Source organism: Microbacterium sp. 4-7 (genome assembly GCF_014332665.1).
GTDB lineage: Bacteria > Actinomycetota > Actinomycetes > Actinomycetales > Microbacteriaceae > Microbacterium.
The window spans coordinates 157,500-177,165 of record NZ_MCRH01000001.1 but is presented as its reverse complement, the minus strand read 5'-3'; the positions used below and the strand labels follow the sequence as shown (position 1 = coordinate 177,165).

The 19,666-nt window shown below is 68.0% G+C and carries 19 protein-coding genes and 2 pseudogenes; 13 read left to right on the top strand and 8 right to left on the bottom strand.

Annotation, left to right across the window (positions count from 1 at the left end; translation table 11 throughout):
- Positions 1 to 4: 4 nt before the first annotated feature.
- Positions 5 to 1,090, top strand: coding sequence for a GTP 3',8-cyclase MoaA (gene moaA, locus BEP68_RS00765; protein ID WP_187248949.1), 1,086 nt, complete (start codon positions 5 to 7; stop codon positions 1,088 to 1,090).
- Between the two features lie 116 nt (positions 1,091 to 1,206).
- On the opposite strand, the gene BEP68_RS00760 is transcribed toward moaA, so the two are convergent.
- Entirely contained in the window at positions 1,207 to 2,421 is a 1,215-nt protein-coding gene (locus BEP68_RS00760) for an amidohydrolase (RefSeq protein WP_053098565.1), read from the bottom strand.
- 9 nt (positions 2,422 to 2,430) lie between these two features.
- The gene (locus BEP68_RS00755; protein ID WP_056276425.1) at positions 2,431 to 3,078 is read right to left on the bottom strand and encodes a TetR/AcrR family transcriptional regulator; all 648 of its coding nucleotides are present in this window, start codon (positions 3,076 to 3,078) and stop codon (positions 2,431 to 2,433) included.
- A 166-nt stretch (positions 3,079 to 3,244) separates the two neighbouring features.
- On the opposite strand from BEP68_RS00755, the gene BEP68_RS00750 reads away from it, so the two are divergent.
- The 6 genes from BEP68_RS00750 (at position 3,245) to BEP68_RS00725 (ending at position 11,068) form a co-directional block, all read left to right on the top strand.
- A complete protein-coding gene (locus BEP68_RS00750) occupies positions 3,245 to 4,912 on the top strand; it encodes an ABC transporter substrate-binding protein (RefSeq protein ID WP_187248948.1) in 1,668 nt (555 codons plus the stop codon).
- Between the two features lie 71 nt (positions 4,913 to 4,983).
- Positions 4,984 to 5,808 carry an ABC transporter ATP-binding protein gene (locus BEP68_RS00745; protein WP_053098568.1) on the top strand — a complete coding sequence of 275 codons (825 nt, stop codon included), beginning with the start codon at positions 4,984 to 4,986 and terminating at the stop codon, positions 5,806 to 5,808.
- Positions 5,805 to 6,611, top strand: coding sequence for an ABC transporter ATP-binding protein (locus BEP68_RS00740; RefSeq protein ID WP_187248947.1), 807 nt, complete (start codon positions 5,805 to 5,807; stop codon positions 6,609 to 6,611). The genes BEP68_RS00745 and BEP68_RS00740 overlap by 4 nt, the downstream gene beginning before the upstream one ends.
- Positions 6,608 to 7,696, top strand: a complete 1,089-nt coding sequence (locus BEP68_RS00735) for an ABC transporter permease (RefSeq protein WP_053098570.1) — start codon at positions 6,608 to 6,610, stop codon at positions 7,694 to 7,696. Before BEP68_RS00740 ends, BEP68_RS00735 begins: the two co-directional genes overlap by 4 nt.
- Position 7,697: 1 nt before the next feature.
- The gene (locus BEP68_RS00730; protein WP_261987659.1) at positions 7,698 to 8,822 is read left to right on the top strand and encodes an ABC transporter permease; all 1,125 of its coding nucleotides are present in this window, start codon (positions 7,698 to 7,700) and stop codon (positions 8,820 to 8,822) included.
- Entirely contained in the window at positions 8,822 to 11,068 is a 2,247-nt protein-coding gene (locus BEP68_RS00725; protein WP_187248946.1) for a glycoside hydrolase family 3 N-terminal domain-containing protein, read from the top strand. Before BEP68_RS00730 ends, BEP68_RS00725 begins: the two co-directional genes overlap by 1 nt.
- A gap of 17 nt (positions 11,069 to 11,085) precedes the next feature.
- Here the strand turns inward: BEP68_RS00725 and soxR are convergent, their stop codons facing one another.
- Entirely contained in the window at positions 11,086 to 11,562 is a 477-nt protein-coding gene (soxR, locus tag BEP68_RS00720; RefSeq protein WP_187248945.1) for a redox-sensitive transcriptional activator SoxR, read from the bottom strand.
- 79 nt (positions 11,563 to 11,641) lie between these two features.
- On the opposite strand from soxR, the gene fdxA reads away from it, so the two are divergent.
- From fdxA to BEP68_RS00705, 3 genes are read left to right on the top strand one after another with little or no spacing between them, the layout of a single operon-like run.
- The gene (gene fdxA / locus BEP68_RS00715; protein ID WP_053098573.1) at positions 11,642 to 11,968 is read left to right on the top strand and encodes a ferredoxin; all 327 of its coding nucleotides are present in this window, start codon (positions 11,642 to 11,644) and stop codon (positions 11,966 to 11,968) included.
- Positions 11,965 to 12,489: a flavin reductase family protein gene (locus BEP68_RS00710; RefSeq protein WP_053098574.1), complete on the top strand. Its 525-nt coding sequence runs from the start codon at positions 11,965 to 11,967 to the stop codon at positions 12,487 to 12,489. The genes fdxA and BEP68_RS00710 overlap by 4 nt, the downstream gene beginning before the upstream one ends.
- A gap of 10 nt (positions 12,490 to 12,499) precedes the next feature.
- Entirely contained in the window at positions 12,500 to 13,129 is a 630-nt protein-coding gene (locus BEP68_RS00705) for a superoxide dismutase (protein ID WP_187248944.1), read from the top strand.
- Between the two features lie 141 nt (positions 13,130 to 13,270).
- Here BEP68_RS00705 and BEP68_RS00700 read toward each other — a convergent pair whose 3' ends face one another.
- Together BEP68_RS00700 and BEP68_RS00695 are read right to left on the bottom strand one after the other, a co-directional pair.
- On the bottom strand, positions 13,271 to 13,966 hold the full coding sequence (locus BEP68_RS00700; protein WP_187248943.1) for a potassium channel family protein: 696 nt from the start codon (positions 13,964 to 13,966) through the stop codon (positions 13,271 to 13,273).
- Between the two features lie 32 nt (positions 13,967 to 13,998).
- Positions 13,999 to 15,354, bottom strand: a complete 1,356-nt coding sequence (locus tag BEP68_RS00695) for a TrkH family potassium uptake protein (RefSeq protein WP_187248942.1) — start codon at positions 15,352 to 15,354, stop codon at positions 13,999 to 14,001.
- 163 nt (positions 15,355 to 15,517) lie between these two features.
- On the opposite strand from BEP68_RS00695, the gene BEP68_RS00690 reads away from it, so the two are divergent.
- On the top strand, positions 15,518 to 15,832 hold the full coding sequence (locus BEP68_RS00690; protein WP_187248941.1) for a hypothetical protein: 315 nt from the start codon (positions 15,518 to 15,520) through the stop codon (positions 15,830 to 15,832).
- A gap of 124 nt (positions 15,833 to 15,956) precedes the next feature.
- Here BEP68_RS00690 and BEP68_RS18070 read toward each other — a convergent pair whose 3' ends face one another.
- The 3 genes and pseudogenes from BEP68_RS18070 to BEP68_RS00680 form a co-directional block, all read right to left on the bottom strand.
- A complete protein-coding gene (locus BEP68_RS18070; RefSeq protein ID WP_261987683.1) occupies positions 15,957 to 16,388 on the bottom strand; it encodes an arsenate reductase ArsC in 432 nt (143 codons plus the stop codon).
- Positions 16,389 to 16,529: 141 nt separating this feature from the next.
- Positions 16,530 to 16,772: pseudogene (locus BEP68_RS18065) on the bottom strand (low molecular weight phosphatase family protein); the annotation flags it as partial.
- Positions 16,769 to 17,467, bottom strand: coding sequence for an ArsR family transcriptional regulator (locus BEP68_RS00680; protein ID WP_072590611.1), 699 nt, complete (start codon positions 17,465 to 17,467; stop codon positions 16,769 to 16,771). The gene BEP68_RS00680 and the pseudogene BEP68_RS18065, both read right to left, overlap by 4 nt.
- 48 nt (positions 17,468 to 17,515) lie before the next feature.
- Between BEP68_RS00680 and BEP68_RS00675 the strand changes: the two are divergent.
- Both BEP68_RS00675 and BEP68_RS00670 read left to right on the top strand, forming a co-directional pair.
- Positions 17,516 to 18,258, top strand: a pseudogene (locus BEP68_RS00675) (aquaporin).
- 11 nt (positions 18,259 to 18,269) lie between these two features.
- The gene (locus tag BEP68_RS00670; RefSeq protein WP_072590613.1) at positions 18,270 to 19,643 is read left to right on the top strand and encodes an FAD-dependent oxidoreductase; all 1,374 of its coding nucleotides are present in this window, start codon (positions 18,270 to 18,272) and stop codon (positions 19,641 to 19,643) included.
- Positions 19,644 to 19,666: the final 23 nt, after the last annotated feature.

Sequence of the window (19,666 nt, the reverse complement as noted above, 5' to 3'; positions counted from 1 at the left end):
TGCGATGACGGCCGTGCCGGTCGTGATCGGTGTGCGCTCGCCGCATCCCGTGGTCGCCACAGACCCCGCACCCGCGTCGCAGGGACTCATCGACACCCACGGTCGCGTGCACCGCGACCTGCGCATCTCGCTGACCGACCGCTGCTCGCTGCGCTGTACGTACTGCATGCCCGAGCAGGGAAACGAATGGCTGGCGCGCACCAGCATCCTGTCGACCGACGAGATCGTCGAAGTGGCGCAGGTCGCCGCATCGCTCGGCATCCGCACCTTCCGGCTCACCGGCGGTGAGCCGCTGCTGCGTGCCGACATCGTCGACGTCGTGCGACGTGTCTCGGCGATCGAGGGGGACGAAGGCCCTGTCGAGGTCGCCATGACGACGAACGGCATCACGCTCGCGAAGCACCTGCCCGACCTGATCGACGCCGGCCTCACGCGACTCAACATCAGCATCGACACGGTCGATCGTCAGCGCTTCGCCGACCTCACGCGTCGAGACCGCATCGACGACGTGTTCGAGGGCATCGCGGCAGCGGCGGCATCCGAACTGCGCCCGCTCAAACTCAACACGGTCGCGATGCGCGGCGTGAACGACGACGAGCTGCCCGACCTGGTCGCGTTCGCGATGGAGGTCGGAGCGCAGCTGCGCTTCATCGAGCAGATGCCGCTCGACGCCGGGCACACCTGGGATCGCGCCTCGATGGTGACGCGCGAGGAGATCCTCGAGAAGCTCAGCGCGCGGTGGGATCTGGAGCCGGTTCCCGGCCGCGGCGGTGCGCCGGCGGAGAAGTGGCGCATCGACGGCGGACCGCACGAGGTCGGCGTCATCGCCTCGGTCACCGCCCCCTTCTGTGGCGCGTGCGACCGACTTCGACTGACCGCCGACGGACAGCTGCGCAACTGCCTCTTCTCGAATGCCGAGTACGACCTGATCGGCGTACTGCGCGGCGACGGAGCATCCGACTCCGCCCGGCGTGCTGGCGGGATCGCCGACATGCTGCGCTCGTGCGTGCACGGCAAGCTGCCGGGGCACGCGATCAACGACCCGTCATTCCTGCAGCCCGCCCGAGGCATGAACGCCATCGGCGGCTGAGTCAGCCCCGCTTCGCGTTCATAATTCAGCAGAGAACGTGCGTTCCGCGCGTCCAGAGTGCGTATCCGGCGCAGTTCCGGCTGTTCATGCTGAATTGTGAACGGCGAGAACGCGCGTCAGTCGAGGAACTCCCGCGCGGCGGCCGACAGTGCGGTGACGCCGACCTCGATCGTCGGGTGGATCTCGGGCGCGAAGAACGGCGAGTGGTTGGTCGGGATGTCCTTGTCGAGCGTGCCGGCGGCGGCGGATGCCGCGAACTTCGCCGCATCGATGCCGCCCCAGAACCAGAAGACCAGCGGCGCGCCGGTGTCGCGGGCGAACCACGACACGTCCTCGCTGCCGGTGAACATCCCGGGGTCGACGACCGACGCCTCGCCGAGCGCGCGCTGCAGGGCGGAGGTGACGCGCGCGGTGGCATCGGCGTCGTTGATCGTCGGCGGCAGGGTGTGGTCGGTGCGGATCTCGGGCTCGCGCTCGGCTCCGGATGCCGCCGCCTCGGCCCGCACGATGCGCTCGACGCTCGCGAGCACCTTGTCGCGCATCTCGTCGTTCGGATAGCGCAGGCTGAGCTCGAGCTTGGCCTCGGCCGGGATGATGTTGTTCTTGAGGCCCGCATGGATCGAGCCGACCGTCACCACCGCGACATCGCGCGGGTCGACCTCGCGCGATGCGATGGTCTGCAGCCGCATGACGGTCGCCGCGGCCATGACGACCGGGTCGATCGTGGAGTGCGGGCGTGAGCCGTGGCCGCCGCGTCCGTGCAGCACGACGGTGAGTCCGTCGGATGCCGCCATCTGTGTGCCGGGGCGTACGCCGATGGTTCCGGCGGGCAGGGGAGTCACGTGCTGGCCGAGCACGACGTCGGGATGCGGCACGAGATCGCGCAGTCCGGCGTCGAGCATGGCACGGGATCCGGCGCCGTACTCCTCGGCGGGCTGGATGAGCACGACCACGGTACCCGACCAGTCGGCCTTCTCGGCGACGAGCTTCTCGACGGCGCCGATCATCGCGGTGACGTGCATGTCGTGGCCGCAGGCGTGCATGACGGGCACGGTGTTGCCGGCCGGGTCGATGCCGGTCGCGGTGCTCGCGTACGCCAGCCCGGTCTCCTCGCCGACGGGCAGCGCGTCCATGTCGGCGCGCGCCCACACGACCGGGCCGTCGCCGTTGCGCAGGATGCCGACCACGCCGGTGACGCCGATGCCCTCGTGCACCTCGAGGCCGAGATCCCGCAGGTGGCCCGCGGCGATGCCGGCGGTGCGCGTCTCCTGGAACGAGAGCTCGGGATGCTGGTGCAGGTCGGTGTAGAGCGCTTCGAGGTCGATCGTCATGGCCCGAGCCTAGTCGCGGCGGTACGACTCCAGTGCCGGTCCTGGATGCAGTACGCCGTTGACGATCGACCGGATCGCGAACTCGCTCGCCTCGCCGAGGTCGAACACGTCGCGATGCAGCAGCCATTGCAGCTGCAGGCCGTCCATCACGGCGAGGATGCTGGCGGCGGCCGTCGTGATCGTCGAGGGCTCGGTCACTCCCTCCTGCGCGCACAGGGCGTGGAAGGCCTCCGTCACCTCGCGTCGCAGCGTCGTGTAGCGCTCTTCGAAGTACTCGCGGCCGGGGTGGTTGTCGGTCACGGACTCCGATGAGAGCACGGTGTACGCCTGCACGATCCCGGGGCGCCGCTCGTTGGCGATGGCGGTGCGCACGAGGTGCAGGAAGAGCTCGGGTCCGCCGGGGATGTGCTTCTCGGCGAGCTCGGCGACGTCGGCCTGGTCGCGGTAGGCGAGCACCTCGAGCAGCAGCTTCTGCTTCGACCCGAAATGGTGCAGCACGCCGGCGTGGGTGATGCCCACCTGCTCGGCGACATCGGCGAGGGTGCCGTTGGTCGATCCCTTGTTGCCGAAGATCTCGACGGCGGCTTTGAGGATCTGCTCGCGCTTCTCGCGGGTGGCAGGCCGGACGGACGTGTGGGCGACAGCATCCTTCGACATGGTCCATCCTCTTCTGCACGGAATCCTGCACTGGATCGTACTTGCCAACTCTACTTACCAACGAGTAACCTCGCACCAGCTTACTTTCTCGCCAGTAAGCGAATGCAGTCGGATGCCCGGGCACCGACAGCCACACAGCACAACGACCCGTGCCCAAGGAGAAGCAATGAAGCTCAGAAAGTCCATGATCGCCGTCGCGGCGATCTCCGCCCTCGGCGTCTCGGCCCTCGCCGGCTGCGCAGCCGGCGGATCGAACGACGGTGACGCCGGATCCGGCGGCGCAGCACTGACGATCGCCAAGCCCGACGGTGCGATCACCACCGAGTCGAACAACCCCTACGTCGGCGACTCGTCGGCGTCGAAGTACGGCTACGGCAAGGTCATCTTCGAGACCCTCGGTCTCGTCAACCAGACCGGCGACCGCGAGGTCACCCCCTGGCTCGCCGAGAGCATCGAGTGGAACGACGACTACACGGCCCTCACCGTCGTGCCCCGCAAGGACGTCACCTGGAGCGACGGCGAGCCGTTCACCGCCGACGACATCGTCTTCACCTATGAGCTCGTGTCGACCCCCGAGCTCGACACCGCCGGCCTCAAGTTCGAGGGGGCGACCGTCGAGGGCGACGCCGTCACCCTGAACTTCGGCGAATCGAAGTACGTGAACCAGGCGCGCGTCCTGCACGTGCCGATCGTGCCGAAGCACATCTGGGAGAACCTCGACGAGCCGGCCACCGACCCCGTCAAGGGCGACGACCTGATCGGCACCGGCCCCTACGCCCTGTCGAACTGGTCGACCGAGTCGGTCACGCTCGAGGCCCGCGACGACTACTGGGGCGGCGATCTCGCGGTTCCCGAGCTGCACTACGTCTCGTACGGCGACAACACCGCTCTGACGACGGCTCTCGCGCAGGGCGAGGCCGACTGGGCGCAGGCGTTCATCCCGCAGATCCAGGAGCAGTTCCTCGACGCCGACCCCGAGCACAACAAGTTCTTCGTCGCGCCGACCACGGGTTCGGCGACGCTGTTCATGAACCTGCAGCAGAAGCCGTTCGACGATGTGGCGTTCCGCCAGGCGCTCGCCTGGGTCATCGACCGCGACGCCTACGTCGACATCGCCCGTGAGGGCGCGAGCGAGCCGGTCTGGTCGGTGACCGGTCTGTCGTCGATCCTCGAGGACGAGATCCAGCCCGAGTTCCAGGGCGAGGAGTACTCGGTAGACGCCGAGAAGGCGCGCGACCTGCTCGAGAGCGCCGGATACACGTGGAAGGACGACGCGCTGATCGACCCCGACGGCACGCCCGTCTCGTTCACGCTCTCGGTGCCCTCGGGCTGGAGCGACTGGAACACCGCGCAGGAGCTCATCGCCGAAGACGTCACCGAGGCCATCGGCGCCGAGGTCAAGATCGACATGCCCGACTGGGGCGGCTGGGCAGGCCCCCGCGACGACGGCTCGTTCTCGGCCATCATCCACTGGCTGGAAGACAGCGGCACGGCCTACGGCCTCTACACGTCGACGATGGACCCGCGCTGGATCTCGCCCGAGGGCATCGCCGGGTTCAACTTCGGACGCTTCGAAGACCCCGCGGCAACCGAGGCACTCAACACCTACGCGAACGCGTCGTCCGATGAGGAGCGCACTGCAGCGATCACCACGCTCGAGCAGATCTTCGTCGAGCAGGTCCCGGCGATCCCGCTGGGCGCGCACCCGCTGCTCGGCGAGTACAACACCCGCAACTACGTCGGGTGGCCCTCGGAGGAGGACCCGTACGCCTCGGGCGACCCGACGCAGCAGAACATCGTGCAGATCCTCACGAAGCTGAAGCCGGCCGAGTAAGCAGTCCCGGAGGGGCGGATGCAGCGGCATCCGCCCCTCCCACCGACCTCCCGACCGACGAAGGACCCCTCATGTCAGAACCACTGCTCAGCGTGCGCGACTTCTCGGTCGTGTACGACGTCGACCCTCCCGTCGAGGCGGTGAAGAACGTCACGCTCGAACTGCAGAGAGGCGAGATCCTCGGTCTCGCCGGGGAGAGCGGATGCGGCAAGACCACGCTCGCCTACGGCGTGCAGCGTCTGCTCCGGGCCCCTGCGGTGATCGCGGGCGGCAGCGTGACCTTTCACGATGCATCCGGTGTCGACGTCGACATCAACGCGCTCGACGTCGAGGCGATGCAGAAGTTCCGCTGGGACAAGGTCTCGATGGTGTTCCAGGGTGCGATGAACGCACTGAATCCGGTGGCGACGATCGGCTCGCAGCTCGAGGACGTGTTCGAGATCCACCGCCCCGACATGACGCGACGGCAGCGCAGGGCCGAGGCCGAGGAACTGCTCGAGATCGTCAAGGTCGGGCGTCAGCGCACCCGGTCGTTCCCGCACGAGCTCTCCGGCGGCATGCGCCAGCGTGTCATGATCGCGATGGCCCTGGCGCTGCGCCCGCAGCTGATGGTCATGGACGAGCCGACCACGGCGCTCGACGTGCTCGTGCAGCGGGAGATCCTCAAGCAGATCTCGCAGCTGAGGCACGAGTTCGGCTTCTCGGTGATCTTCATCACCCACGACCTTCCGCTGCTGCTCGAGATCAGCGACCGCATCGCCATCATGCGCGAGGGCGAGATCGTCGAGCTGGCCTCCGCCGAGCAGATCTGGACCGACCCGCAGAACGACTACACGAAGACCCTGCTGTCGTCGTTCCCCCGACTCACCGGTGCGAGAGGAGTGCTGACCCGATGACCACTCTCGAGTTCGCCCACGTCAGCAAGATCTACAACGTCCGCGGAGCCGGCCAGCTCAAGGCGCTCGACGACGTCAGCTTCACCCTGAACTCCGGCCAGACCATCGGTCTCGTCGGCCAGTCGGGCAGCGGCAAGTCGACCATCGCGAAGATCCTCACCCAGCTCGAGACGCCCACGTCCGGCGAGGTGCGGCTCGACGGCACACCCATCCCGCGGCGCGGCAGGGGACTGCGGAAGTACCGCCAGCAGCTGCGGATGGTGTTCCAGGACCCGTTCGCCTCGCTCAACCCGTACCACTCGATCCGCTATCACCTCGAGCGCCCGATCCGTCTCGACGACGTCGTCCCCAAGAAGGACACCGAGGCCGAGGTGCGCCGACTGCTCGAGCGTGTGCGCCTCGACGCGGATGCCGTGATCGACCGCCGCCCTCATGAGCTGTCGGGCGGCCAGCGTCAGCGCGTCGCCATCGCCCGCGCGCTCGCCTCCCGTCCGTCTCTGCTCGTCGCCGATGAGCCGGTGTCGATGCTCGACGTGTCGATCCGTCTCGGAGTGCTGAACCTGCTCGCCGATCTGCAGCGCGAGGAGGGCCTCGGCGTGCTCTACATCACCCACGATCTCGCCACCGCCCGTCACTTCAGCGACAAGATCATGGTGCTGAACCAGGGTCGGGTCGTCGAGTACGGCGACGCCGACGACGTGATCCTCACCCCGCAGGACCCCTATACGCGCGAGCTGCGGGCGGCGTCGCCCGACCCCGACAAGCACTTCGCGACGACCGGATCGCACGGAGGTGCACTGTGACCACCGCATCCCCCGATCTGGGTCAGATCGACCAGGAGAACCGCGACGCGCTCGAGGTCGGCACCACCGCGACCGTCGCGCAGAAGGGGCGAGCCGTCGTGCCATGGCGGTTCTTCGCCGGTCGGGCCGGCTTCTACCTGTTCACTTTGTGGGCGGCCATCACGATCAACTTCTTCCTCCCGCGGTTCATGAAGGGCGACGCGGTCAGCTCGTACCTCGCGCGCAACCGCAACATCAGTCCCGAGGCGGCGGACTCGCTGCGGGCGCTGCTCGGCATCGACACCGACAAGTCGATGTGGCAGCAGTACATCGAGTACTGGGCGATGCTGTTCCGCGGCGACCTCGGCATCTCGACACTGCACGGCCTGCGTCCGGTGAGCGAGGTGCTGGCATCCGCTCTCCCGTGGACGCTCGGTCTCGTCGGTCTCGCCACGATCATCTCGTTCGCGCTCGGCACGGTCGGCGGCGCGATCGTCGGCTGGAAGCGCGGCAGCAGGCTCGACGCCCTCATCCCGATCACGACGTTCTTCAACACGATCCCGTACTTCTGGCTCGGTCTCATCGCGATCGCGATCTTCTCGTCGACCCTCAAGTGGTTCCCGTCGTCGCACGCCTATGACAAGGGGCAGTCACCCGAATGGAGCCTCGACTTCATCGGCCAGGTCATCGTGCACGGCACCCTGCCGGCGGTCACGATCATCATCGCCTCGCTCGGCGGATGGATGCTGGGCATGCGCAACATGATGCTCACGGTGCTCGACGAGGACTACATCACCGTCGCCCAGGCCAAGGGCATGCCGAACAGGCGGGTGCTGTGGGCGTATGCCGCTCGCAACGCGGTGCTGCCGCAGATCCAGAGCTTCGCCCTCTCGATCGGGTTCATCGTCGGCGGCACGATCGTCATGGAGATGGTCTTCAGCTACCCGGGCGTCGGCAAGCTGCTGCTCGACGCCACGAACGCGAAGGACTTCGCCCTCATGCAGGGCGTGTTCCTCGTGATCACGCTGTCGGTGCTGGTCGCCAACATCCTGGCGGACATCGTCTACGCATACCTCGACCCGCGCACGCGCCAGACGGAGGCCTGACATGAGCGTTCCCACCTCGACCGACACGACCGCGCCCGACGGCAGCACAATCCCCACCGGGATGCCGGAGACTGCCACGTTCCGCACGGCCCACGGCGACCAGCCGACCCGCAAGACGTTCTGGTCGCAGCTCGCCCAATCGTTCGCGATGTTCCGCAACCCCAAGTCGATCGCCGGCCTGATCATCCTCGGGGTGTTCGTGCTGATCGCGATCTTCGCGCCGCTGCTCGCCCCCTACGGAGCCACGCAGAAGGACCGCACCGCGCTGCGGCAGCCGCCCTCGTTCGACCACTGGCTCGGCACCACGCACATGGGCGAGGACGTGCTCAGCCAGCTCATCTTCGGCACGCGCGGCGTCGTCGTGGTCGGATTCCTGTCGGCGATCATCGCCACCGTCATCGCGATCACGATCGGCGTCATCGCCGGATACGTGCGCGGGTGGAAGAGCGAGTCGCTGTCGGCGCTCACGAACGTGTTCCTGGTGATCCCCGGCATCCCGCTGATCATCATCGTGGCGTCGCAGTTCGAGAACCCGCCGCTGATCGTGATCGCCGCAGTGCTGGGCCTCACGGGCTGGGCATGGGGCGCGCGCGTGCTGCGCGCGCAGACCATGTCACTGCGCAACCGCGACTTCATCCAGGCCGCGCGCGCCAACGGCGAACCGCTGCACCGCATCATCACCGTCGAGATGCTGCCGAACCTCATGGCGCTGATCGCGTCGAGCTTCGTCGGCACCGTCACCGCCGCCATCCTCGGTCTGACGACCCTCGCCTTCATCGGGGTGATCCCGGTGAGCAACCTCAACTGGGGCACCATCCTGTTCTGGGCGCAGCAGAACGGCGCCTTCCCGAGGCTGTGGTGGTGGTACGTGCCCGCAGGACTCTGCATCGCGATCATCGGCGTCGCCCTGTCGCTCATCAACTTCGGCATCGACGAGTACGTCAACCCGAGGCTGCGGTCGGCCGGTGAGCGTGCCCGCGCGATGAAGAAGAAGGGGCTCGACGTGAACGATCCGGTGACGGCGGTGCGCAGCGCGCCGACGACCGACTCGGGTACCGTGCAGAGCGCGGCGACAGCGACGACGACCCATACGAAGACCGACAAGAAGACACAGAACGCCGAGTGATGACCTCTCAGACCCTGACCGAATCCCTGCCCTACCTCGACCCAGAACTGCCGATCGCCGCGCGCGTCGCCGACCTCCTCGACCGCATGACGGTCGAGGAGAAGATCGGGCAGATGCTGCAGCTCGACGCTCGCGACGACCTCGACGATCACGTGCTGGGCAAGCACGTCGGCTCGATCCTGCACACCTCGCCCGAGCGCATCATCCGGGCGAACGAGCTGACCGCCCAGACGCGACTGCGCATCCCGCTGCTCGTCGCCGAGGACTGCATCCACGGCCACTCCTTCTGGCCGGGAGCGACGATCTATCCGACGCAGCTCGGCATGGCGGCCACGTGGGACGCCGAGCTGGTCGAGAAGGTGGCGAGGGCCACCGCGGTCGAGGTCGCGGCGACCGGCATCCACTGGACCTTCTCCCCGGTGCTCTGCATCGCGCGCGACCTGCGCTGGGGCCGCATCGACGAGACGTTCGGCGAAGACCCGTTCCTCATCGGCGAGCTCGCCTCCGCCATGGTGCGCGGATACCAGGGCGAGGGCCTCGACGACCCCACCGCGATCCTCGCGACGGCGAAGCACTTCGCCGGCTACTCCGAGACGCAGGGCGGGCGCGACGCCAGCGAGGCCGACATCTCGCGACGCAAGCTGCGGTCGTGGTTCCTGCCGCCGTTCGAGCGGGTGGCCCGTGAAGGATGCCGCACGTTCATGCTCGGCTACCAGACCACCGATGGGGTGCCGATCACGGTGAACGACTGGCTGCTCAGCGATGTGCTGCGCGGCGAGTGGGGTTACACCGGCACGCTCATCACCGACTGGGACAACGTCGGACGCATGGTCTGGGAGCAGCATGTGCAGCCCGACTACGCGCACGCCTCGGCCGCCGCGGTGAGCGCGGGCAACGACATGGTGATGAACACTCCGGGCTTCTTCGCCGGAGCTCTCGAGGCGGTGTCGAACGGCCTGCTCGCGGAGGACGCCTTCGATGACGCCGTGGCGCGCATCCTCACGCTCAAGTTCGAGCTGGGGCTGTTCGAAGACCCGCGACTTCCGCAGGCGGACCTGGATGCCGTGGTCGGCAGCGCCGCCCACGCCGAGCTCAACCTCGAGACGGCCCGCCGTTCGATCGTGCTGCTCGAGAACGACGGCGTGCTGCCGCTCGACGCGTCCGCGCCGCTGACGGTCGCGGTCGTCGGGCCCCTCGCCGACGACGCCCAGACGCAGCTCGGCGACTGGGCCGGCGGATCGGGTCAGGCCGGATGGCTCGACGGACAGCCGCGCGAGATGATCACCACCGTGCTCGACGGTCTCGCCGGTATCGACGGATGGTCGGTGACGCACGCGCGCGGCGCCGAGATCCTCACGCTCGAAGACGATCCGCGGGGCACGAAGTTCCCCGACGGGCAGCCCCGCCCCTCGGTCGTCGTCCCGAGCGCACCCGACGACACGATGATCGCCGAGGCCGTCGCTGCGGCCGAGGCGTCCGATGTCGTGGTCGCCGTCGTCGGCGACCGTATCGAGCTCGTGGGCGAGGGTCGCTCGACGGCGACGCTCGAGCTGATCGGCGGACAGAACGCGCTGCTCGACGCGCTCATCGCGACGGGGAAGCCCGTCGTCGTGGTGCTCCTGGCCTCGAAGCCGCTCGTGCTGCCGGCATCCGCATCGAAGGCCGCCGCCGTGATCTGGGCGGCGAACCCCGGCATGCAGGGCGGCCGCGCGCTCGCCGAGATCATCTCTGGTGCGGTCGAGCCGTCGGGGCGCCTGCCGATCTCGTTCGCACGCCACGTCGGGCAGCAGCCGACGTACTACAACCAGATCCGCGGCCAGCACGGCGACCGTTACGCGGACCTCACGCAGTCTCCCGCGTGGGCGTTCGGCGAGGGGCTGTCGTACTCGACGGTCTCGTACGGCGAGCTCTCGCTCGACACCGACCGGCTCGGTCTCGCCGACACGATCGTCGCCGAGGTGACGGTGACGAACACCGGTTCGCGCCCGGTGCGCGAGACGGTTCAGGTCTACGTCCGCGACTCCGTCACGAGCGTGAGCTGGGCCGACAAGGAGCTCAAGACCTACCGCCAGGTCGACGTCGCGCCCGGAGAGTCTGCGCGCGTGCGGCTCGAGGTGCCGGTCGCCGAGTGCTCGATCGTGGATGCGGCCGGCAACCGTCGCGTCGAATCCGGCGCGTTCGAACTGCTGGTCGGTCCGAGCTCGCGCGAAGAAGCCCTGCGGAGCGCTGCGTTCACCGTGGCATGAGTCTGCGACGAGGGCGCTCAGGCGTCCTCGTCGCGGAGGCGCTGCGGCCCCGCGCCCTGACTTCCCAGGGCATCGTCGGGGTTGAGCAGACCGCACGCCTTCATCGACAGGCATCCGCAGCCGATGCATCCCGTCAGCTCTCGTTCGAGTCGCTCGATGCCCTCGCGGCGCTTCTCGAGTTCGCGCTTCCAGCGCCGTGACGCCCGCTGCCAGTCGGCGTGACTCGGGGTCTGCGTGAGCGGGACGTCGGCGAACGCGTCCTGCACATCCGACAGCGGGATGCCGAGGCGCTTCGCCACGGTGATGAGCGAGACCCGGCGCAGCATGTGTCGGGCGTAGCGGCGCTGATTGCCGGCGGTGCGCGTCGACGCGATGAGACCGAGGCTCTCGTAGAAATGCAGGGCGGACGGGGAGACGCCGGTGCGCCTGCTCATCTCGCCGATCGTCAGCGGCTCGTCGGGTCCGTGCGCAATCCGGTCCGGATCGGTGCTCATCGCGGCCTCCTCGATTTGACCTCAAGTGTACTTGAGGTCATACGGTGGCAACCGTGACCCGAACGGAGACCGCCACCCGATGACCTACGTGATCGCCCTGCCCTGCGTCGATGTCAAGGACCGTGCGTGCATCGACGAATGCCCTGTTGACTGCATCTATGAGGGCGAACGCTCGCTGTACATCCACCCCGACGAATGCGTCGACTGCGGCGCGTGCGAACCCGTCTGCCCCGTCGAGGCGATCTACTACGAAGACGACCTGCCCGACGAGTGGCAGGACTACTACAAGGCCAACGTGGAGTTCTTCGATGAGCTCGGGTCGCCCGGTGGCGCCGCGAAGCTCGGCATCATCGAGCGCGACCACCCGATCATCGCCGCACTTCCGCCCCAGGAGGCACCCGAATGAGCAGTCAGCAGCACCCCGCCGCGCCGGTTCCGTCCGAGGTCGGTGAAGGGCTCAAGGCCGCGTTCCGCGCGCATCCGGCGGGGGTCGCGATCATCACGGCGATGACCCCTGCCGGTCCCGTCGGTCTCACGGCGTCGAGCGTCGCATCCGTCGCGGTCGACCCCGCGGCGATCGTGTTCTCGGTCACCAGGGCCACCGGCAGCGCGGGCTCGATCCTCAACGCCGAGTCGTTCGTCGTGCACCTGATCGACGACGAGCACTCGGCTCTGGCGCAGAGCTTCGCGGTGAGCGGCGCCGACCGCTTCACCCCCGAGCAGGGGTGGGGCACCCTTCCGACCGGTGAGCCGTACCTCGCCGAGGCGCGCGCCGCGATGCGCGGTCACACGATGTCGACGGTCGCGGTCGGCTCATCGACCGTCGTGGTCGCCGAGATCGACGAGGTGCTGCTCGGGCGGGCGGGCCGACCGCTCGTCTACCTCGACCGCCGATTCCACTCACTCCCCACCGATCAGAACGACTGAAAGGAACAGCATGCCCACTCCGTACACCCTTCCCGAGCTGCCGTACGACTACTCGGCGCTCGCCCCGCACATCTCCGGCAAGATCATGGAGCTGCACCACTCGAAGCACCACCAGGCCTACGTCACCGGTGCCAACACGGCGCTCGAGCAGCTCGGCGCGGCCCGCGAGTCCGGCAACTTCGCCGCCGTGAACAAGCTCGAGAAGGACCTCGCGTTCAACCTCGGCGGTCACATCAACCACTCGGTGTTCTGGGAGAACCTGTCGCCCGACGGCGGCGGCAACCCCGAGGGTGAGCTGGAGGCCGCGCTGACCGACGCGTTCGGCTCGATCGACGCCTTCCGCGCGCACTTCACCGCCACCGCGCTCGGTGTGCAGGGTTCGGGCTGGGCTGTGCTCGCGTGGGACAGCGTCGGTGCGCGTCCGGTCATCTTCCAGCTGTTCGACCAGCAGGGCAATGCCCCGCTCGGCGTCACGCCGCTGCTGCAGCTCGACGTCTGGGAGCACGCCTACTACCTCGACTACCTCAACGTGCGCGCCGACTACGTCAAGGCGTTCTGGGAGCTCGTCAACTGGTCCGACGTGCAGCGCCGGTTCCAGGCCGTACAGGAGAAGACCGCGGGCCTCATCGTCGCCCGCTGAATCTCACGCCTTCTCGCCTGCGCGCGACCTGTCTTTGCCCGTTCCCTCGGGAGGAGATCACCACTCGGGAGGAGGATGCCACGGCATCCGTCCTCCCGAGGCGCACTTCTCCTCCCGAGGATCAGGTCGGCGACGTGCGGTTCAGCGCAGCTGGGCGAACCTCTCGACCTCGCGTGTGGGTCCGACGACGAGCACGACGTCGCCGTCGCCCAGCACTGTGGTCGCCTCTGCGTTGCGCCACTCGCCGTCCGGCGCACGGAACGCCGCAATGGTGACGCCGTAGGTCGAACGCACCGCGCCATCGGTAAGCGTGATCCCCTGCAGGTGAGCCGGGGCGACCGTCTTCACCACGGCGTATCCTCGATCGATCTCGAGATAGTCGGCTGCCGCGCCGCGTACGAGGTGTGCGACGCGGCGGCCCATGTCCTTCTCGGGATAGATCACTCGGTGCACGCCGAGCTGCTCGAGCACGGCTCCGTGTCGTTCATCGACGGCTTTCGCCCAGATCACCGGCACCTTCATGGTCAGCAGCAGCGAGGCGGTGAGGATGGACGCGGTGATGTCGCTGCCGATCGCGACGACCACCCGATCGAACTCGCCGACCGCGAGCTGCTCGAGCACGTCGATACGCGTGGAATCGGCACGCACGACCTGCGTGAGCTGACCGTTGAGCGACTGCACCAGATCCTCGTCGGCGTCGATTCCCAGCACTTCAGTGCCCGAGGCCATCAGCTCGAGTGCGAGCGAGGTCCCGAACCGGCCCAGTCCGATGACCGCTACGGAGTCGGCCTCGGCGATCCGCCGAGCGTCCTGCCTGAATGAGAGAAATCTGGACACGCGGGTCCTTTCGTGCGTTGTGAGCGTGGCGATCAACCGATTGCGGGGCGCTCTTTAGGGAGATCGTAGGCGCTGGGGCGCTCGCGCAGGGCGAGAGCGGAACCGAGCGTCAGGGGCCCGAGCCGGCCGAGGAACATGAGCGCGACGAGGATCAGGTGCGCGGCCGGCGGCAGGTCCGCAGTGATCCCCGCCGACAGGCCGACGGTGCCGAAGGCCGACACCACCTCGAACAGCACGCGGTCGAGATCGAATTCTGTCATTGCGAGGATCGCGATGACAGCCGCCATGACCGCACCCAGCGCGACGATCACGACGGTGATCGCCTCGCGGTGGACGGCGCGCGACAACCTCTTGCCGAAGACATTCACCGCCGCGCCGCCGCGGAGCTCCGTCCACATGATGAAGAAGAGAACTGCGAAAGTGGTCACCTTGATGCCGCCGGCGGTGCCGGCCGGTCCGCCGCCGATGAACATCAGTACGTCCGTTCCGAGCCAGGTCTCGTCGTGCATCTGAGAGATGTCGACGGAGTTGAAGCCCGCCGTGCGCGACTGCACGGAGTGGAAGAACCCGGCGAGGATCCGGTCGCCAGGAGAGAGTGCGCCGAGCGTTCCCGGGTTGTCCCACTCGAACAGCAGCACGTACGCCGTGCCGATCGCCAGCAGGGCCATCGTCGCCGAGAGCACGATGCGGGTGTTCATGGTCCAGTGCAACGGACGGCGGAACTCGCGTCGCAGCTGTCGCAGCACTGGGAAGCCGAGACCGCCGAGAACGATCGCCGCGCAGATCGGCAGGCAGATCCAGGGGTCGCCGACGAAGCCCATCAGGCTGTCTGTGTAGAGGGCGAATCCCGCATTGTTGAACGCGGAGACGGCGTGGAACACGGCATGCCACGCCGCACGCGCGGGGTCGTATCCATAGCCCGTGAGGAATCGCACGAACAGCAGCGCCGCCACGACGACCTCGATCATCAGGGTGGTGACGAGGATGCCGGTGGCGATGCGCTTCATACTTCCGCCCCCAGACGTCTTGGTCTCGGTGCCGGCGAGGATCCGCGATCGCACGGAGAGGCGGCGCGCGAGTGCGAGGCCGATGAGCGCCGCGAAGAGCATGATGCCCAGGCCGCCCACCTGGATCAGCGCCAGGATCACGACCTTGCCGAAGGGGCTCCAGAAGACCGCGGTGTCGACGACCACGAGACCCGTCACGCACACCGCGGACGTCGCGGTGAACAGGGCGTCGATCGGTGGAGTCCACGTCTGGGCGCTCGACGAGATCGGCAGCATGAGCAGTACCGTGCCGATGATGATGACCGCTCCGAACCCGGAGGCGATCACCTGGGCGGGGGCGAGACTTCGACGCCGACCGGCGGCGCGACGGAGCAGGGTCACGCATGGACACTACCCGTAACCGGGGTCGCGACCGAACGACATCCCGTGTGGCGCGTCACCGATCACGGGTTCCGAGCTCCTGCGTCATGAATGCCGCGGATCGGGGTCTCTCTGTGCAGAGACGAATGCGTTCGGCGTGCGTCGAGACACGAAGAGGTCGATCATGAGCAGGTTCCTGGTTCTCTACCGTTCAGCAGTGAGTGCCGCCGAGCAGATGGCGACAGCCGATCCCGAGTCGGGCGCGGAGTCGATGAAGGCGTGGATGGACTGGGCCAAGCGAGCGGGCGACGCGATCGTCGAACTCGGTTCGCCGACGCAGAGTGTCGCGGGCGGTGAGCCCGGTTCCTTCATCGGCGGGTATTCGATCATGCAGGCCGATGATCTGGCGGGCGTCACGGCCGCGCTCGCCGAGCACCCCCATCGCGGGTGGGGTGGGACGATCGAGATACTGGAGATGCTCGGGATCCCGGGCATGTGATCAGAGCGCGCTGAGCCGCTTCTGCGCGGCCAACGCGCCGCATCGGGAGGAGATCCGCGATCCGGAGGAGGATGCCGCGGCATCCGCCCTCCCGTCCGCAGATCTCCTCCCGATGGAGTGAGAGTCAGGCGAGCAGTTCGCCCGCGAGCGCCTCGATGCGACGGCGGATGTCGTCGCGGATCGGGCGCACGGAGTCGATGCCCTGCCCGGCCGGGTCGTCGAGCTCCCAGTCCTCGTAGCGCTTGCCGGGGAAGAACGGGCAGGCGTCGCCGCATCCCATCGTGATCACGACATCGGATGCCTGCACGGCCTCGGTCGTGAGCACCTTGGGCTGCTCGGCGGTGATGTCGATGCCGAGTTCGCTCATGGCCTCGACCGCGATCGGGTTGATCTGGTCGGCGGGCATGGAGCCGGCGGAGCGCACCTCGATGCGGTCCCCGGCGACCTCGCGCAGAAAACCTGCGGCCATCTGCGAGCGTCCGGCATTGTGCACGCACACGAAGAGGACGGAGGGCTTGGTGGTGGTCGTGCCGGTTGTCGTGCTCCGGACGAGCAGCGTCTCTCGAATCTTGTTCGACACGGCCTCTCGCAGGGGGCGTACGGCATCGGCGTCCCAAGACTCGGGATTGGGGAACGACCACTCGAGCACTTCGCCGCGAGGGGTGGATGGCAGGGCGAGCCCCGGCTTCATGAGGACCACGATGTCTGCCGCATCCAGGTCGTCGGGCGTGACGGCCCGCGGCGTTCGGTCGGTGATGTCGATTCCCAGCTCCGCGACGGTGGCTGCGACCGCCGGGTTGACCTCGTCGGCTGGAGCGAGGCCGGCTGATGCGGCAGTGAAGCGATCACCCGCGAGGTGCTCCAGAAGGGCAGCGCCGAGCTGAGAGCGACCCGCGTTGTGCTGACAGATGAACAGGACGCGGGGAGTGCGGTCGGTCATGTGGTCTCTTTCCGGTGCGGTGGGATGGCGGCAAGACGCGGGGCCAGCGCCGTGATGCGGCGTTCCAGCTCTTCGAAAGCGGTATCGAAAGCATCGTCCGTGCCGAGGCGGACAGGGTCCGGGATGGACCAGTGCAGGTGCCCGGTGAGGCCGATCTCTTCGTGCGCGTTGTCGCAGACGGTGACAACCAGATCTGACGTATCCCACACCGACTCGAGCGCGCGCGGCGATTCGTCGGGCAGGTCGATCGCGCGGCGGCCGGCGACAGCGACGGCTCCTGCATCGATTCGATCGGCGGGATGGGTTCCTGCGGATGTGGCAGGGATGCTGCTGTGGGTCGACCATAGCGCCGCGGCGAGTTGAGACCGCGCCGAGTTCGCTGTGCAGACGAAGACGACGCGGCTCGCGCGCTCGACGCGCCCCGGGGTGAGCCCGTCGAGTGCGGAGTCGACGAGGTGGACGTAATTGCGACGTTTGTCGGCTTCTGACCTCGAACGGGACACCATCCCGACCGACTCCAGTCCGTTCAGATGGTGGGTGATCAGGTTCGAGGGGAGTCCCAACGCCACGCTGATCTCGCTCGGGGACAGATCTCCCAGGGTGAGAAGGTCGACGATGCGCAGGCGCGACGGGTCGCCGAGTGCAGCGTGCTTCGCGGCGCGCTCCTCGGCACTCTGCGGTCGATCGATGTTCATTACTTCAATGTTGACTGAAGTACTTGGCGTAAGTCAAGATGAGCCGACATGAATACCGCCACCTCCTCACCCCCGGTGTCCCATCGACCCCATCTCATGCGCCGCGCTGCTGCCGAGTACGTCGGAACCGGCCTCCTCGTCGCCATCGTCGTCGGTTCGGGCATCGCCGCGCAGCGACTGTCTCCGGAAGACACTGGATTGCAGCTCCTCGAGAACAGCCTCACCACGGCGCTCGGTCTTGCTGCGGCCCCGTGTCCGGGGCGCACTTCAACCCTGCGGTGACGATCGTGGACTGGCTGCTGGGCCGCCGCGCCGGGACGGGTATCCCGGTGCGTGATGTCGCTCCCTATGTGCTCGCACAGATTCTCGGCGGGGTCTCCGGCACGCTTCTCGCCGGGGCGATGTTCGACGCGGCGCCCGCGTTCTCCCTCAATGAACGCTCGACAGGCGGGCATCTGATCGGCGAGGTGGTCGCCACCGCCGGGCTCGTTCTACTGATCTTCGCGCTGGCACGCACCGGCGCGGGGTCGGTCACGGCGGCGGCCGTCGGCGCCTACATCGGCGCGGCCTACTGGTTCACCAGCTCGACCTCGTTCGCGAATCCTGCGGTGACGATCGCCCGGATGTTCACCGATACCTTCGCCGGCATTGCGCCGGCATCCGTTGCGCCGTTCATCCTCGCCCAGCTCGTCGGCGCCGCCCTCGGCCTCGCGCTCCTGCTCCTCTTCTACCCGACCGTCGCCCGCACCGCGGGCGACGTCGTGGTTCCGCAGCTCGAAAACCGGCCCTGAAAGGCACGCTCATGCACCTCGTAGCGATCGGCGGAAGCGACGCCGGAATCTCGACCGCCATCCGCGCCCGCGAACTCGACCCGTCCGTCGATGTCACCGTCGTGGTGGCCGACGCGTATCCGAACTTCTCCATCTGCGGCATCCCGTACTACTTCTCCCGTGAGGTGCAGCCCTGGCAGTCGCTCGCCCACCGCACACACGCCGATCTCGAAGCCACCGGCATGAACCTCCGGCTCAACACTCTCGCGACCGCCATCGACGTCGACAGCCGCCGGCTCACCGTCCGCAACGCCGACGGCACGGAATCGACCATCGCGTACGACGAACTCATGGTCGGCACGGGGGCATCGCCGTCGACGGCCGGCATCGCAGGGCTCGATCAGCTCGGCCCCGACGACGGCGTGCACCTATTGCATTCGATGGGCGACACGTTCGCGCTCGAGAGGTATCTCGATGAACATCAGCCCGAGACGGCGATCATCGTCGGAGCGGGCTACGTCGGCCTCGAGATGGCCGAAGCCCTCACCGTGCGCGGCCTCCAGGTCACCCAACTCCAGCGTGGACCCGAAGTGCTCTCTACTCTCGATCCCGAACTCGGTTCCCTCGTCCATGACGAACTCACCCGCCACGGCGTCGACGTCCTCACCCGCACGCGGGTGGAAGCCGTCATCCGAGACGCGGCCGGAATCTCAGTCCGGGGAACCCGCGACGGCGAGGCGTTCTCCCGCACTGCTGACGTGGTGCTCGTCGTCGTCGGCGTGCGCCCCAACACCGGGCTTCTCACCGCTGCCGGTGCGTCGACGGGAGCGGGCGGCGCCGTGGTCGTCGACGAGCGGATGCGCACCGGCCTTCCGCACGTCTGGGCCGCGGGCGATGGAGTCGTGACGCACCACCGTCTTCTCGGCGTCACCTACCTCCCGCTCGGCACGACGGCCCACAAGCAGGGGCGCGTCGCGGGCGAGAACGCGATCGGCGGCGACGCTCGGTTCGCCGGAAGCCTCGGCACGCAGGTGGTCAAGGTGTTCGACGTGGTGGCCGCTCGCACGGGGCTCCGCGACCACGAAGCAGAGGCGGCAGGGTTCGCACCGCGAAGCCATACCGCGCTCGCGGACGACCATAAGCGCTACTACCCGGGGGCGACACCCATCAGCATGCGTATCACGGGCGATAGTCAGGATGGCCGACTGGTCGGCGCGCAGCTCGTCGGTACGCGCGGCGCAGAGATCTCGAAGCGCGTGGACACCTACGCCACGGCGCTGCACCACGGGATGACCGTCGCTGCGATGAGTGACCTCGATCTCTCCTACACGCCCCCGCTCGGCTCCCCGTGGGATGCCGTGCAGATCGCCACACAGGCGTGGGAGCGCGAGGTGGGTTCGGCCTGAGGGCCCAGCGCCCGGTGAATCGC

Coding starts and splice junctions, on each gene's coding strand:
- fdxA (WP_053098573.1), top strand. CDS start 11,642: ATGACCTACGTGATCGCCCTGCCCTGCGTCGATGTCAAGGACCGTGCG.
- BEP68_RS00740 (WP_187248947.1), top strand. CDS start 5,805: ATGACCACTCTCGAGTTCGCCCACGTCAGCAAGATCTACAACGTCCGC.
- BEP68_RS00670 (WP_072590613.1), top strand. CDS start 18,270: ATGCACCTCGTAGCGATCGGCGGAAGCGACGCCGGAATCTCGACCGCC.
- soxR (WP_187248945.1), bottom strand. CDS start 11,562: ATGAGCACCGATCCGGACCGGATTGCGCACGGACCCGACGAGCCGCTG.
- moaA (WP_187248949.1), top strand. CDS start 5: ATGACGGCCGTGCCGGTCGTGATCGGTGTGCGCTCGCCGCATCCCGTG.
- BEP68_RS00705 (WP_187248944.1), top strand. CDS start 12,500: ATGCCCACTCCGTACACCCTTCCCGAGCTGCCGTACGACTACTCGGCG.
- BEP68_RS00760 (WP_053098565.1), bottom strand. CDS start 2,421: ATGACGATCGACCTCGAAGCGCTCTACACCGACCTGCACCAGCATCCC.
- BEP68_RS00710 (WP_053098574.1), top strand. CDS start 11,965: ATGAGCAGTCAGCAGCACCCCGCCGCGCCGGTTCCGTCCGAGGTCGGT.
- BEP68_RS00730 (WP_261987659.1), top strand. CDS start 7,698: ATGAGCGTTCCCACCTCGACCGACACGACCGCGCCCGACGGCAGCACA.
- BEP68_RS00690 (WP_187248941.1), top strand. CDS start 15,518: ATGAGCAGGTTCCTGGTTCTCTACCGTTCAGCAGTGAGTGCCGCCGAG.
- BEP68_RS00755 (WP_056276425.1), bottom strand. CDS start 3,078: ATGTCGAAGGATGCTGTCGCCCACACGTCCGTCCGGCCTGCCACCCGC.
- BEP68_RS00725 (WP_187248946.1), top strand. CDS start 8,822: ATGACCTCTCAGACCCTGACCGAATCCCTGCCCTACCTCGACCCAGAA.
- BEP68_RS00750 (WP_187248948.1), top strand. CDS start 3,245: ATGAAGCTCAGAAAGTCCATGATCGCCGTCGCGGCGATCTCCGCCCTC.
- BEP68_RS00680 (WP_072590611.1), bottom strand. CDS start 17,467: ATGAACATCGATCGACCGCAGAGTGCCGAGGAGCGCGCCGCGAAGCAC.
- BEP68_RS00745 (WP_053098568.1), top strand. CDS start 4,984: ATGTCAGAACCACTGCTCAGCGTGCGCGACTTCTCGGTCGTGTACGAC.